13 protein-coding genes and 3 pseudogenes are annotated in these 13645 nt (G+C 69.2%); 12 read left to right on the top strand and 4 right to left on the bottom strand.

Annotation, left to right across the window (positions count from 1 at the left end; genetic code table 11):
- The 5 genes and pseudogenes from AMK22_RS36700 to AMK22_RS40370 all read left to right on the top strand — a co-directional run.
- Positions 1-384: pseudogene (locus AMK22_RS36700) on the top strand (transposase); the annotation flags it as partial.
- Between the two features lie 591 nt (positions 385-975).
- Positions 976-2070: a hypothetical protein gene (locus AMK22_RS36695; RefSeq protein ID WP_073792040.1), complete on the top strand. Its 1095-nt coding sequence runs from the start codon at positions 976-978 to the stop codon at positions 2068-2070.
- 79 nt (positions 2071-2149) lie between these two features.
- Positions 2150-3013: a DUF3592 domain-containing protein gene (locus AMK22_RS36690; protein WP_073792039.1), complete on the top strand. Its 864-nt coding sequence runs from the start codon at positions 2150-2152 to the stop codon at positions 3011-3013.
- A gap of 26 nt (positions 3014-3039) precedes the next feature.
- Positions 3040-3360, top strand: coding sequence for a hypothetical protein (locus tag AMK22_RS40375; protein ID WP_199883430.1), 321 nt, complete (start codon positions 3040-3042; stop codon positions 3358-3360).
- 1 nt (position 3361) lies between these two features.
- The gene (locus AMK22_RS40370) at positions 3362-3505 is read left to right on the top strand and encodes a hypothetical protein (protein ID WP_199883429.1); all 144 of its coding nucleotides are present in this window, start codon (positions 3362-3364) and stop codon (positions 3503-3505) included.
- 392 nt (positions 3506-3897) lie between these two features.
- Here AMK22_RS40370 and AMK22_RS42570 read toward each other — a convergent pair.
- Positions 3898-4727, bottom strand: a pseudogene (locus tag AMK22_RS42570) (Tn3 family transposase); the annotation flags it as partial.
- A gap of 486 nt (positions 4728-5213) precedes the next feature.
- Between AMK22_RS42570 and AMK22_RS36680 the strand changes: the two are divergent.
- The 4 genes and pseudogenes from AMK22_RS36680 to AMK22_RS36670 all read left to right on the top strand — a co-directional run bounded on the left by AMK22_RS36680 (position 5214) and on the right by AMK22_RS36670 (position 7992).
- On the top strand, positions 5214-5741 hold the full coding sequence (locus AMK22_RS36680; protein WP_338014214.1) for a ferritin family protein: 528 nt from the start codon (positions 5214-5216) through the stop codon (positions 5739-5741).
- Positions 5669-5818: pseudogene (locus tag AMK22_RS41645) on the top strand (alkanal monooxygenase); the annotation flags it as partial. The gene AMK22_RS36680 and the pseudogene AMK22_RS41645, both read left to right, overlap by 73 nt.
- 1 nt (position 5819) lies before the next feature.
- A partial coding sequence (locus tag AMK22_RS36675) for a ferritin family protein (protein ID WP_143203659.1) occupies positions 5820-6567 on the top strand: 748 nt, incomplete at its 5' end.
- A 504-nt stretch (positions 6568-7071) separates the two neighbouring features.
- A complete protein-coding gene (locus tag AMK22_RS36670; RefSeq protein ID WP_107430731.1) occupies positions 7072-7992 on the top strand; it encodes a universal stress protein in 921 nt (306 codons plus the stop codon).
- A 481-nt stretch (positions 7993-8473) separates the two neighbouring features.
- On the opposite strand, the gene AMK22_RS40420 is transcribed toward AMK22_RS36670, so the two are convergent.
- Positions 8474-8641 (bottom strand): hypothetical protein, encoded by a 168-nt coding sequence (locus AMK22_RS40420; protein WP_206780489.1) that lies wholly within the window; start codon positions 8639-8641, stop codon positions 8474-8476.
- 31 nt (positions 8642-8672) lie between these two features.
- Positions 8673-10400: a DNA polymerase/3'-5' exonuclease PolX gene (gene polX / locus AMK22_RS36660; protein ID WP_073792035.1), complete on the bottom strand. Its 1728-nt coding sequence runs from the start codon at positions 10398-10400 to the stop codon at positions 8673-8675.
- A gap of 435 nt (positions 10401-10835) precedes the next feature.
- Between polX and AMK22_RS36655 the strand changes: the two genes are divergently transcribed.
- Both AMK22_RS36655 and AMK22_RS39840 read left to right on the top strand, forming a co-directional pair.
- A complete protein-coding gene (locus AMK22_RS36655; protein WP_073792033.1) occupies positions 10836-11708 on the top strand; it encodes a CBS domain-containing protein in 873 nt (290 codons plus the stop codon).
- 173 nt (positions 11709-11881) lie between these two features.
- Complete coding sequence (locus tag AMK22_RS39840; protein ID WP_158072136.1) at positions 11882-12052, top strand: hypothetical protein; 171 nt, start codon at positions 11882-11884, stop codon at positions 12050-12052.
- Between the two features lie 155 nt (positions 12053-12207).
- On the opposite strand, the gene AMK22_RS36650 is transcribed toward AMK22_RS39840, so the two are convergent.
- On the bottom strand, positions 12208-13083 hold the full coding sequence (locus AMK22_RS36650; RefSeq protein WP_073792032.1) for a universal stress protein: 876 nt from the start codon (positions 13081-13083) through the stop codon (positions 12208-12210).
- Between the two features lie 346 nt (positions 13084-13429).
- Here AMK22_RS36650 and AMK22_RS40415 point away from each other — a divergent pair.
- Positions 13430-13645, top strand: a 216-nt coding sequence (locus AMK22_RS40415) for a hypothetical protein (protein ID WP_206780488.1), incomplete at its 3' end; no start/stop codon positions are given.

The raw sequence follows: 13645 nt of genomic DNA, 5'->3' as shown, positions 1-13645 counted from the left end.
CCCGCCGACCTTCACGACGCCACAGCCGCGAAGGAAGTCCTCTCCCGTCTCCGCCTGATGCACCCCGAGATCACGATCGTGTGCGCCGACTCCGCCTACGCCGACAAGCTCGTCGACTGGACGAGACAGCACCTCAATCTCACAATCAAGCCCGTCAGCCGCCCCAAAGACGCATCCGGTTTCGTCGTGCTGCCCCGCCGCTGGGTCGTCGAACGCAGTCTTACGTGGATGATGCACGCACGCCGCCACGCGAGGGACTACGAACGGCTCATCCCGCACTCCGAGACCCTGATCACCTGGGCGGCCATCACCCTCATGACCAGGCGCCTCACACGGAAAGGGGCCACTCCCAGCTGGCCGAGGGAATCCGCGTCGGCCGACACCTGACGGCGCCCCTCCTCGGCCGCATCCGGCACCTCAGTCCCCCGTGCTGGCACCGCTTCTTGCTGACCCAGTCTGGGCGGCGCGATTCACGGACACCACGCCGCCTCGGAAATCAGCTCGGCAGCACGCAGCAGCACAAGGCACAGTGGCCCCATGAATGAACGAGGGGTGTGACCCTGGTAGGAGCCTGTGACCGGGTGACCTGTATTGGAGCCCATGCACCGCTGATGGTTACTGTGCGTGTCGGCCAGGAGCGGACTCAGGGTGCCTTTTGTGTTGCCGAGTCGGGATCGAGGCCTCGGCTTTGTAGCCGCGCGCGGACTCGCTCCCACCTCTCAGCGGGAAGTTTCCACCCGATCGCCGCTCCGGTGTCACTCGCGGAGAAGGGGACTCCCGACCCGGCCGGGCCCCAGATCTCTGCGGAGATGGTGTGCCGCACGAGGGTGATGAACGATTCGCGCTGCCGTTCATCCGTCAGATCCAGGACATCGGCGGCCTCTCCCTCTCGGGCCCCCGTCGCGTCGGCGATCGCGGTGAGGGCGGCCTGCTGAGATCTACCGGCCGTCATCTGAGCCCGGCACAATCGCCCGTATGACGATCACCACGGGTGCGCCTCCGCCCACGCACAACTCGCCCGTCGCGCTCGCCCGGGGATTCCTGACCGGTGGTGTGGTCGGGACGTCGCTCGCCGCGCTCGTCGTGGGCGGGATCACCGAGAACGCACCGCTGTTCGCCACGGGGTTGGTCCTGCCCGCGATCTACGGGCTGCTGTTCTTTCTCGCAGGCATGCCGAGGCGGGGCCGGGAGGCGGCGGTCGTGCCCCGCACGGCGCTCGCCGTGATCGAGAGCCTGAAGGCCGTCGGGGGCGAGTCGAGCGACGTACCGGTCCGGTTCGAACTCACCGTCGCACCGGACGACAGACCGGCGTACCGGGTACAAATCACGCAGGACATCAACCTCGTGGACCTGCCCGACTACCGGCCGCGCGGTGTCGTGGTGGTCCAGTACCCGCCGGACCGGCCATGGCGTGTGCGCATCGTCAAGCGGCCGACGCCGGAGTGGGAGGACCGGGCGGCCTCGGCCCGCCTCGATTCGGTGTCTGGGACGGCCGGAGTGGCCGCGCCCCCGGAGGGCTATGCCTTCGGCTTCGTCGTGCTTCTCGGCCTGCTGCTCGGCGTGGCCGCCGTGGTCCTGCTTTTCCGCGCGGACCTCTTTGACCGGGACGACACCGCGAAGCCGCCTTCAGCCGTGCGGCCGTCCGTTTCCTCCACGTCGTCGACCACGGTTGTGTCGTCGGCGTCCGGAACGATCGCCCTGGACCCGGGCCAGTCGCTTCTCGACAAGGGCGAACTGGACCGGGCCCTCGACTCGCTCACCAAGGGCGGGGACACACGCCAGGCGCTCACCGTCGTCGTCCAGGAGCGCCTGCTGTCGGTCGTGTTCTCGCCCGCCGGCACGCAGACTCCGGGGTTCGACCCCAGTGCGCTGCCCTACGACCGTTTCCCCGCCCTGGTCAAGGAGGCCACGACCGCCCTCGGAGTCCGCTCCCCGCGGACCTGGCAGATCACCGCCGACCGTCCCACCGGCTCCCTCATCATCAGGATCGTTGTAACCGGGGCCGAGGGCACGGCGTCACTGGAGGCGGACGGACAGGGCAAGGTGGTGCGGCGCGCACCCGCACGGTGAGGTGCCCTGGGACCGCACTGTTCCGGACGGCAAGAGGTGTGCCCGGTGGCCGTCCCCGAAGTGGCAGGAGGAAAGACGGATGGGCTGGCACGGATATCTGGTGCTGTGGTGTGGCGTGTTCGGCGCGGTGGCGCTGGTCGGATACGGGAGGTCGCTGGCCGGGATGACCCGGGCGCAGCGGACGGTCCGGACGAATGGGCGGATCGAGCGGGTGGATGAGCCCCGGCACGGAAGCTCCCCGAAGGACGGGATAGCCGTCGTCGTCTCCTTCCAGGACCCGGCCACCGGGCAGGAGTTCACCGTCACCAACGACGGTGAGCGCGGCGAGAGGATCAGCGTGGCCTGGACGGGCCGGGAGATCGGGGTCCACTACCCGCGCGGCAGGCCCCACGCCTTCCGGTTCGCCAACCACCTCTCCGAAGGCGGGCGCGGACTCGGCTGGCCGACCTTCGCGCTCTTCCTCGTCTACTCCGGTCTGGTCGCGGTCGCCGCGATCGACCGGGGCTGGCCGTGGGCGCTGCTCGGCTTCTGCGGACCCTGGGCCCTCTCCGGCGCGTACCACCTGCCCGGGAACATCCGCGACAGGAATCGCCGTATCGCCGCGCTGGCCGCCATGGCCGCAGTACCCGGCCGTGTCGTCGCCGTGCTCAAGAGCGTCACCGTCGACTCCAATGACGGCGAAACCTTGACCAACCTGATGCCGGTCGTCACCTTCACCACCCTCGACGGCAGGGCCGTCACGGCCTACTGCGAGTCCGGACTGCCGGACCCCGCCAGATCGCGGGGCCTGGACGTCACAATCCACTACGCCCCCGACGACCCGGCGGTCTTCGTCCTGGACATCGAGGCCGAACGCCGGTCCTGGAAGCGGGACATGGCCGTCAACGTCGTGGGTGTTCTGGTCGTGGCGGCGGCGGCCGTGGTGGGGGTGGTCGCGCTGTGACGCGGGAGCCTGGCTATCGTCCCGCCATGGACCCACTCACGTTCGACTACATGGACCTGCATCTACGCGTGGACCGGGGGGTGTTCGAACTGTTCAGCGTGGGTAGATCCGAGCTCCGGGTGCCGCTGCGGTGGCTCGGGGTTCTGGTGCACTACAAGAAGCCGGACAAACCAGGCCAGTTGTTCATCGGCACCGTACGCGATCCGAACGCCGTGCTCTACGGCACCGACGCGGCCGCCTTCTGGTACTCCACCTCGCCCGCGTTCCGGGTACCGCCCGGTGACGAGCCGTTGTTCCGCGCCTACTTCACCGAGGTGGCCGCGCTCGCCGACCGAAGGGTGGTCTGACATGGAACCTGCGGAGCCGAAGGTCTTCCGGCGGACCAACGTCATCGGGCCGTACCGGTACCCGCTGGCCTGGGTGACGGTGCCTGCCGAGCCACGCTTCTTCACCGAACTCGCCCACCTGGCCGACCGCCCGATCGCCGTGTAGGACCGAGGCCGGGCAGTCGACGGCCATGGCCCCGACTCCGGCTGCCCCGAGCACCGGCTCCCTCGTCCAGGGCCGCACAGCAACGCCGTCCCGGTGGCGTGGGGAACACGACGGCTCGGCTCGACGTATACAGAGCCCCGGCGGGCGGACGATCTGTTCCGGGTCGGCGGCCCGGCGAACTGACCGGAGCGCCGGGAGGAGAGCTTCAGCCGGGATGAGTTGGACGGCCGGCACGAGGAGATCAGCCCGTACGAGCTGCGCGTGCGATAGCCCCCAACCGGGGCCACGGCACTTCGGAGGCCCCGGTGGACACCCGTCGGCGCCGACCGCAGCCCTGGCCTACTCGTCGTCGGCGGCTTCCGGTTCGCGCAGCGGGCGCAGTCCGCCGGGCAGCTCGGGGAGCTGGTGACGATCGTCTCCGGGCGCTTGCCGCCGTCGCGGTCGTAGAGGACATCGAACACGTACAGGGAGTCGCGCGGGGTGCCGGCCACCACTTTCCCGCTGAGCCCCGCCGCCTGGTCGTTGATCATGTTCAGCCACGTCGCGCCGCCCCGGCGCCCGAAGTACTTCGGGTTCGGCCGGGCGTAGACCGAGGGGACGGGGACGACGAACCACATGCCGTCGACCGAAGCGACCAGCCCTCCGCCCCACGTTTGCGCGAGGGGGATGGATGCCTGGTGCTCGATGAGAGTGGCGTTCGCGGCCTCGTACGTTGCCAGCCTCGGATACGTCTGGTCGACGTGGGACAGCGTGCCGTACTTCAGCGCGTCGTTACCGCCGATGACCGGCGTGTAGCCGACGTTGCAGCCGTGCGCGACCAGCAGCGCGGCGACCGTCACATGCAGGTCCCGCAAGCGGGCCTCGCCGCCGGTGATCGAGGTGAACGTGGTGTCGGCGCCGATCCACGAGAACACCTCCAGCACCTCCGGCAGGTCGACACGGGGCAGGGCATCATCGCCTCCACCGCCTTCCGCAGGTCGAGTAGGGAGACCGGCTCGGGCTCCGGCTCCGGGGCGGCGAAGTGCAGGCGGCGGTCGTCGTCGTCGAACACGATCTGGGAGTTCACCGGCACCCGCGCGGCGACCTCGCGGTACGTGCCGTCAAGCAGCGCGGCCCGCGCCGCCAGGTGTTCGCCGGGCTCGCCGGGCAGGTTCAGGGAGGCCAGGACGGTCGGACGGACCTGTTCCCATGCCTCGCCGTCCAGTAGCTTCGCCCGCGGGTCGTCCCGTACGACCTGCGGCCCGTCGCCTTGCGGGACGAACTCATCGAACTCGGTGACCTTTTCCGCGCATACCAGCAGCGCACTGAACCCGACCTGGCGCTGCTCGCCGACCTCCAGGAGCGCAAGGTCCTTGTTGTCGTGGGGGGCGGTGGCGGTCGTGTGGTCCAGGACGACCGCGATCGGCCCCACTACGCGGCCGCCGGGTCCTGCCGGGCGCCGAGGCGGCGGTCGGCGTGCTGGTGCACCCTGGCGAGGGCGGTCGCCCGACCGAACAGGTAGGGGCTGGTGCCGGTGAAGCGGGCGTGCCGCCAGGAGGCGGGACAACGTCCCGGACCGGAACCGATAAGTACTGATCAGCGATGCGTCAGAACCTATGACTTTGTGTAGTCACTCAAAAGGGTGGCGTGAAGTGGCAGGGGTGCGCATGTGCGGGTGGCATGGGTGGGGCGCCGCACCCAGAAGGGTGCGCCCCGGAAGGAGGACGTCATGTTCCGCCACTCCATACGCGCTCTGGTGGTCGGCCTGTGCACGCTGACCGCCGCGTCCCAGACGGCCACGGCTATGACCCTCACGCCGACCGATCAGCACCAGGCCGCGGACCCCGCCGCCCGGGCGCTGCGTCCGCAGACCCTCTCCGACCTGGCCACCGGCATGAAGGGGGAGGCGTTCGCCTACGCCTCCTACAGCCTCTTCGTCACCGAAGCCGACCGCCAGGCCCACCCGGCTGTCGGCAAGCTCTTCCGCAGTACAGCGCACACCGAGCTGAACGAGCACCTGCGCGAGGCTGCCAACCTGACCGGCACCGTCGGATCGGACGCCGCAAACTTGCGCCAGGCCATCAACGGCGAGACCTACGAGCACCAGGTCATGTACCGCGGCTTCGCCGACCAGGCCCGCAAGGACGGCGACCCGGAGGCCGCCAAACTGTTCACCGAGATCGCCGCGCCGCCCTGCGGCGCACGGACCGGCCGGACGAGGGCGCCGACCACTTCCCGCAGCAGCTCGCCGAGCTGACCCGGTTCCTGGACGACGACTTCCCGGACGGCCACCCCTACTCCCGTATCCATGCCGTGCCCGGGCCGGTCCAGGCCNCGACCGCCAGGCCCACCCGGCTGTCGGCAAGCTCTTCCGCAGTACAGCGCACACCGAGCTGAACGAGCACCTGCGCGAGGCTGCCAACCTGACCGGCACCGTCGGATCGGACGCCGCAAACTTGCGCCAGGCCATCAACGGCGAGACCTACGAGCACCAGGTCATGTACCGCGGCTTCGCCGACCAGGCCCGCAAGGACGGCGACCCGGAGGCCGCCAAACTGTTCACCGAGATCGCCGCGGACGAAGGCCGCCACCGCGACGCCTACCGCACCGCGCTCACGGTCGTGACCACCGGCCACGGCACCATCCCCGCGCCGCCGAAAGCCGACACGGTGCCGGTACCGGCCGGACTGCCGAAGGTGAAGGCCGCCCGCACCATGGCCAACCTCGACACCGCGATGCACGGTGAGGCACTCGCCCACGCCAAGTACATGCTCTTCGCGGCCCGCGCGCGGCAGACCGGAAACCCGGCGCTGGCCCGCCTGTTCGAGGGCATCGCCGGGGTCGAGCTGCACGAGCACTTCGCCGGCGAGGCGGCCCTGGCCGGACTGGTCCGCACCACGAAGACGAACCTGCGCAAGGCCATCACCGGGGAGCGCAACGAAGCGACCGGTCTGTACCCGGGGTTCGCCAAGCGGGCCGCATCCGTCGGCGACACCGCCGCCGCCGGCTACTTCCGCGACACGGCCGCCGATGAGGCAAGACACGCAGCGGCCTTCCAGCAGGCACTCAACCAGCTGCACTGACCCCTCGACGCGTCGCGAGACCGGCCGGAAGCACGGCAAGAACGTCCGGCCGGTCAACGGGTCACGGGAGCTGGCGACGGCCTAGCGGCGATCGACACGCTCACACAAACAGGCCCGAGAAGCCCCATGATCAGCCTGGTGTGTCAAGGGCGTTGGTTAGGTCGGTACCCGTGGCATTGGACATCGACGGGACCTTCCTCTCCCTCGGGTCACCCGCATCGGCAGCGCCTCCCGGCCGCCGACGGTCACCCCGCACCACTCTGCACCTCCACTATCGGCCTCCCGCGCATCAGGGGCCAGCCAGACGTCGGCGCGGGGCACCCAGTACCGCCGAGCGTCTACCTGCCTCGGCCGGAGGTCACGAGGTGCGTGCGCCCCGGCCGGACCACGAAGGGGGGCCGAACGATCCGCACCCGGGCCTGTCCGGCCTTTACGCACGGCCCGCCCCAGTGCAACTGTGAAAACAGGTGCTGCCTATCGGTCCAGCGGAAGGCGGTGGCGACGATGAGACTGCCCCTGGTCTCGGGTGTGGACGGATCGCAGACCAGCCTGAGGGCGGTCGACTGGGCCGTCGACGAGGCGGCCCTGCATGGACTGCCGCTGCGAGTGGTGTACGCGTCCGAGGAGGAGCGCCGCAGGGACGCCGCCCCGGCGCTCGGCCTCGGTCGCCGTTCGGAGCAGGCGCTCGCCGACAACATCGTCGATACTGCCGCTGAGCGCGCCCGTCGCCGGCATCCGGATGTCGACATCACGGCCGAGGTGCTGCCCGGGGACGCGGTGATCGCCCTCCTGCGTGAGGGGCAGAACGCCGGGGCACTGATCGTCGGCGAACGAGGCCACGGCGGAGTCACCGGACTCCTCCTCGGCTCCGTCAGCCTCGCCGTGGCTGCCTCGCACCCTTGCCCCGTCATCGTTGTGCGTGGGGACAAGGCCGGTATCGAAAGTACGCACGGGCGGATCCTCACCGGTGTGAAGGAAGCGGAGAGAGGATCGGCGGCGGTCCGGTTCGCTTTCCGTGAGGCCGGAGCAAGGGACTGTGTCCTGGACGCCGTACATGCCTGGCGCTGCCCGCCACGCAATCGCTCCGATCACCCTCGTACTGCCGACGAGCCGCACCTCTACTGCAAGGAACGCGCAGCGACCCTGATCGACCTCGCGGTGGCCGACTCCGTGCGTGAGCACCCGACGGTCCGGCTGCACTCGGCAGCGATCGAGGGAACGGCCGCGAAAACGCTGGTCCAGCGCTCGGCCGCTGCGGATCTGATCATCATCGGAGCGCATCGTCGCCGCAGTCATCTCGGCCCCCACCTCGGCCGGGTCGCACGCGCCCTGCTGCACCAATCCGATTGTCCAGTGGCTGTCATACCTCTGGCGACTCGACCGTACGAGACTTGCCCGCCTCACTCACACGGTTCTGACGCCTGATCGGGACGCACCGTTTCTGCCGCGGCGGGCTGTGTCTGCTTGGTGAGCCCTTTCGCCTGCGTTCAGCGACGATACTTCGACCGAGGCCGGGTGCCCCGTCGGACCCGATCCTGGTGGACTGAGCACCAGGATCGTTCACGCTCGGCCGGGATGGCTCGTGGGTGCTCCCGGCCGCGTGCTCAAGGTGACGGACATGGGCGTCGGGCCCGGGGAACACGAGCGACACATGGTCGGTGTCCGAACAGTGCACGCACGGCGTGCCGCTGCTGCGGGCCGGGTGGGCCGTTCTCGGGGCCCACCGGCCCCGAAGACAGGCCCGGTCGGTTCAGCCGTGGGCGTCTGGTGACGACATCGCTGCCAGCCAGCTCAACCTTGCGCTGACCACCCTTCAGCGGTGGAGACAGTCGAAACGACTCGCAGACGAGCACTTCGCCTTCATCGCCCGAAACAGCCTGCGCAACCAGCTGAAGGACGGCTGCGCCTACGCCATCCTCGGTAACGCCCACGACGCGCCCATCGCGCTCACCCCGCTCACCCTGGAGCGCGCCGCACCGAAGGCGGTCGCGCTGCGCGGGTTCAGCTCTACCTGCGGGCCGGAGCGCTGGACATGTCCGGTGACGTTCGACGTGTACGCCTTGTCCAGGGCCACCGTGCAATGCCTGTGGGAACGCGTGCGTGTATCAGTCCACCCGGTCTTTGCGCAAGAATCGGCGCAGCCGCCCCAGTGGCCACGTGTTGATCACATCTTCCGGGGTGAGCCATCCGCGTTGTGCCGTGCCGATTCCGTAGCGGAGGTACGCGAGCTGCAGAATCGAGTGGGCATCGGTGTCGATGGCGAACTTCGCTCCGTGACTCCTGGCCCGGAGGATGTCCTCGTCGCTCAGATCGAGGCGTTCGGGCTGGGCGTTGATCTCCAGGGCTGTGCCTGTCCGGGCGCAGGCGGCGAACACCTCGTCGAGGTCGGCGTCGATGCCTGGCCGTTTGCCGATCAGACGGGTGGTGGGGTGGCCGATGACGTTGATGTGGGGGTTCTCGCAGGCACGTACGATCCGCCGGGTCATCTTCTCCCGGCTGAGGTTGAAGTGGGAGTGCACCGAGGCCACGCAGATGTCGAATTCTTGGAGAAACTTGTCAGGCCAGTCCACTTCCCCATCGGGGCCGATATTGAGCTCGGTGCCGTGCAGCAGCCGCATGCGGCGGTGCCGGCCGTCCAGAGACCGCACGTGTTCGCGCTGGGCGAGGATCTTCTCGTCGGTCATGCGCTGCATGTACAGGTTTGGCGCGTGGTCGGTGATCGCGTAGTACGTGTATCCGCGCTCGGCAGCCGCTGCCACCATCTCCTCCAGCGCGGCGAGGCCGTCGGTGAGGTCGGTGTGGGTGTGCAGGTCACCGCGAATGTCCTGTTCGGTCACCACGTCGGGCAGCTCGCCGCGCAAGCCGGCTTCGATCTCCCCTCGGTCCTCACGCAGAGTGGGTGGGATCCAGGGCAGGCCGAGCCTGGCATACACCTCGCCCTCGGAACAGGAGGCGACGCGCTTTCCGCCCTCGGTTTCGAAAAGACCGTACTCGGAGAGCTTCAGTCCCAGGTGGACCGCGATCGTGCGGGTGCGGATGTTGTGTGCCTTCGAGCCGGTGAAGTACTGCAGGGCGGCGCCCCACGAGTCCGGTCGCACCACGCGCAGGTCGACCTGGAGGCCCTTGACGGTACGGATCGAGGTCTTCTTCTGGCCGTGTGCAATGACCTCGGCGGTGCGGGGCAGTTCGGTGAGCGCGTCCATGAAGGGTGCTGACCGTTCGGCCGCGACAAGGATGTCGATATCGCCGATGGTTTCCTTCATACGGCGCAACGATCCGGCGTATGCGCAGTTTTCACAGTCGGTGATCCGGGAGAGTTCCGCGACGATTTCCTCGGCGGGCTCCATGGCCGTGCTCAGCAGGATCCGCTCTCCTGCCTGCTGCATGAGAGCGATGCCGTGCAGGATGTTCTCCTCGGTCTTCTTCCCGAAGCCCCTCAGGTCGCGCAGTTTCTCCGCCTTGATGGCGTCGGCCAGCTCGCCCACTGAGGAGATGTGCAGGTCCTCGTAGAGTGTTATCGCCTTCTTGGGGCCGAGCGTGGGAATGGTGATGAGCTGCCGAACCCCTGCGGGAATCCGGGCCCGTGTCTCCTCCACCACCGTGATGTTGCCGGTGCGGAAGTACTCAATGACCTTCTCGGCGATCGACTTGCCCACGCCCGGGATTTCCCTCAGGCCTGCGGCATTGAGGTGGGAGACATCGACAGGGTGGCCGCCGATAGCGCGGGCGGCCTTCTCGTAGGCGCGCGCTTTGAACGCGTCGCCTCCGGTGATGGCGATAAGGTCCGCATACTCCTGAAGGAGTGCCTCGACCTCCTCGTTGGGCCGCACCACATCTCATAGTTTAGAAACCGATCTGCTCGACATGCCAGTTGAGGCGTGTGCCGGCGGCACTGCGACAGGACGGAGGCGGCCGCTCCTCGACGTGTCCTCCGGTCCCCTCCAGGTGCCAGTGGTCGGTGGCGCCCGGACCGGACAAAGGCCGGTCGCCCTTACCACAGCCCGGTGCCGCCGAGTTCTCCTGGAAGCGGAGGGCCCCTTTCCATGGCGGTGGGGGCTGGGAACCGCCCCACCGAGCCATGGCTGCCTCAGGCTTGAGCGATCTCGACATGCCTGGTGCGCCGCGTATGGTAGCGCAGAGCGCGCTCGCGCTCACATTCTTTGCACTCTCCTGTGATGCACGGTTCCCCGTCGACTGGCCCTTGGCGCCGACCTCAGCAGCGGAGGGCTGGGTTCGTAGGTAAACTTGGCCAGGGTGAGGAGCCCACCATGACTGAGCGTGAGAACATCGCGGCAGGGGCCGAAGCCCGCCGCGCAGTGCCGGGAAAGGCACGGAGGCCCGACGAACCACTGCGGCAGGACATGCTGTTGCGCTACCTGGGCACAGTTGCAAGGGTGTCGGCCAAGCAGGCGGCGGCACGGCGCCCAACCGTACCCGAGTCGGCTCCATCGGGGCGGGTGAAGACGTTCGGAGAGCCCGTGCCCAGTGCCGGACCCGCACCTCTGCTGGTCCGTGACGTCATGGACGCACCGGCTGCATCGGTGCACGGCGACATGCCGTTTCTGGACATCGCCCGGAGCCTGACTCGTGAACACGTCGGGTCCCTGCCGGTGGTCGACGCCGACGACCGGGTGATGGGCGTGGTGTCGGAGTCCGATCTGCTGGCGAAGGCCGCGGTCGAGGCATCCGGATACGAACCGGGTGCAATCGGCCAACTGAGAGAACGGCGGCTGCACGACAAGGCCCGTGCCGAGACCGCCGAGACGCTGATGACCACTCCCGCCGTCACCGTGTTTCCTGATTCGACCGTCGCCGAAGCCACCTGGCTCGTGTCCCTGTCGCGTCTCAAGCGCCTGCCGGTGACGGACCGGGAGGGCCGCCTGATCGGTGTCGTGCACAGGAACGTACTGCTCAACGCGCTGATACGCGATGATGCCGGGATTCTCGATGAGGTTGAGTCGAGGATCCTCGCCAAAGACTTCCCGGCTGCGCGGAATACCGTCGAGGTCACCGTGCGCAATGGCGTAGTGGACGTCAGTGGCCGGATGGCGGAAGTCGATGTCCCGCGGCTCCTCGCGGAGATCAAGGACATCGACGACGTGAACGAAGTCATCGATCACCTGAACCCTGTCATTGGGTGACGCCGGAGTCCCGGCCTCCGTCGGCAGGCAACCGGTCCACGCGCTCGTTGTCCAGGCTCTCGCTCGACCGGGTATGCGAGCTGTCGCCCAGCGTGATGGTGATCTCGGGAGGGACTTTGTGACGGTGCGGTGTGAGATCACCGCCTGGAACGCCCCGCCCCAGTCCCGGCACGATGGCCAGGTTCGAAGGCGTGGACCGGCTCGCCGCAGACCGGGCGAGAGCCACCGCCGAGACCGTCGAGCCCGTACGCACCGAATTCCGGGAGCTGGAAGTGGCCGGACGCGTCGTCCGTGCCGGATCCGTCTCCGAGGCGTTGGTCGAGTCACGACCGGGGCCGACCTGATCGTCATCGGATCACGACGGTTCCCTGCCGTCGAGGTTCTCCACCCGGCCATGTGACGCACGCCGTCCTGCACCACACACGCACTGTCCGGTCCTCCTCGTCCCACGGTCTTGACAGACCGCTGGGCAGGGAGCGACCGAGAGTTGTGGCTCCGCTCAGCGGATGTCCGGGACCACGGCCACCGGGCACGAGGCGTAGTGCAGCACGGCATGGTTCACGGGCCCCAGATGCGGGCGGGGGCGCCCGTCGCTCCGGTGCACTCCGACAACCAGGAGCTCCGCTCCGGCCGCCGCCTCGATGAGCACCTGATGCGCGGGACCCTGCACCACGTGGCGGCTGACGACGGGGCCGGAGCCGGTCGCGTCCAGGACCGCCAGGATGTCGTCGAGGTGGCGCTCAGCCCGTCGGCGGTATGTGTCGACCGGGGACTCCGTCGGGGGCCGACGACCTGAGGTCTCGCGGGCCGGGCAGCGCCAGGCCCGTACGGCGACGAGTTCACCACCGCGCGCCGCCGCCCGGGCGAACGCGAACCGGGCGGCGGCAGTGGGCCTCCCGGAGTCGCCGATTCCCACGACCACACGCCCCGGTTCCGGCCGAACACCCGGTCCGGCCGCAGGGATCACGACGACCGGGCAGTGCGACCGTCCTGCGAGGCCGAGGCTGACCGACCCCAGGAGCATCCCCGCGATCCGACCGCGTCCCCGTGAACCGAGAACGACCATCGCTGCCCGGCCGCTCTCCCGTTCCAGGGCACTCACCGCACTCTCCGGCACGACCTCCGCGCCCACGCGCACCGTCGCGTGGAGGAGGCGTGCGCGTTCCTCCGCAGACGCGGTGAGATGCTCGGCGAGGACCTGCTCGGCAGGACGACCAGTGTCGAAGGTGGGACGCACGCCCTCGTAGCGCTCCCATAGCGACGCGTGGACGATGCGCAGGGGAAGCGCCGAGCGGGAGGCTTCCCCCGCCGCCCAGTCGAGGGCACGAAGACTGCCCTCGGACCCGTCCACTCCCACGACGATCGGGAGCTCCATCACCCCACCGCCTCTCATGCTCGGGTGCCGCCCGCCTCGATGCGTGCGGCCGGGGATCCGTGCCAGGACGATTCGCCACCCTGCGGGACGGCATGGCGGCGTCTCGCGCGGTGCGGCGTGCCGACGTCTTCCGGTGCCGACAATTTCAGGGTGGCGCGGATGGCCGGCCGGTACGAATCGGCCGTTCGTCCCGGGACGGACCGTACGGCCCCGCATAGCCCCTCCGCCCGCCCTGACATGCGATGGGTCCGGGCGGCCCCGCGACGGGACGACCGGTACGGCAGGCGCCCGTCGCCCGCCCGTCCGACAATGGATACGCCCTCAGCGATTTCCGGAGGTGCCCGGTGTGAATGCCCTGCACGGACAGCGCACGACCGCGGTCGTGGCCCCCGGATGCCCGGCCAAACCCGACCGCCTCTTCGACAGGCAAAGCGAGTGGGCGGCCCTGACGTCCTTCGCCGGCGACCCCCACCCGGGGACGGATCTGGGCGTCGTCATGGGACGTCGGAAGGCGTCGACGGCGGCCTCCGTGCGGCCCCGGACCTCGGCCTCGGCGTCCGGG

The organism is Streptomyces sp. CB01580 (assembly GCF_001905795.1).
Classification (GTDB): domain Bacteria; phylum Actinomycetota; class Actinomycetes; order Streptomycetales; family Streptomycetaceae; genus Streptomyces.
This window is presented reverse-complemented; position numbering and strand designations above follow the sequence as displayed.

Coding starts and splice junctions, on each gene's coding strand:
- AMK22_RS36690 (WP_073792039.1), top strand. CDS start 2,150: ATGGGCTGGCACGGATATCTGGTGCTGTGGTGTGGCGTGTTCGGCGCG.
- AMK22_RS40370 (WP_199883429.1), top strand. CDS start 3,362: ATGGAACCTGCGGAGCCGAAGGTCTTCCGGCGGACCAACGTCATCGGG.
- AMK22_RS39840 (WP_158072136.1), top strand. CDS start 11,882: ATGGCCAGGTTCGAAGGCGTGGACCGGCTCGCCGCAGACCGGGCGAGA.
- AMK22_RS40375 (WP_199883430.1), top strand. CDS start 3,040: ATGGACCCACTCACGTTCGACTACATGGACCTGCATCTACGCGTGGAC.
- AMK22_RS36655 (WP_073792033.1), top strand. CDS start 10,836: ATGACTGAGCGTGAGAACATCGCGGCAGGGGCCGAAGCCCGCCGCGCA.
- AMK22_RS36680 (WP_338014214.1), top strand. CDS start 5,214: ATGTTCCGCCACTCCATACGCGCTCTGGTGGTCGGCCTGTGCACGCTG.
- AMK22_RS36695 (WP_073792040.1), top strand. CDS start 976: ATGACGATCACCACGGGTGCGCCTCCGCCCACGCACAACTCGCCCGTC.
- AMK22_RS36670 (WP_107430731.1), top strand. CDS start 7,072: ATGAGACTGCCCCTGGTCTCGGGTGTGGACGGATCGCAGACCAGCCTG.
- AMK22_RS36650 (WP_073792032.1), bottom strand. CDS start 13,083: ATGGAGCTCCCGATCGTCGTGGGAGTGGACGGGTCCGAGGGCAGTCTT.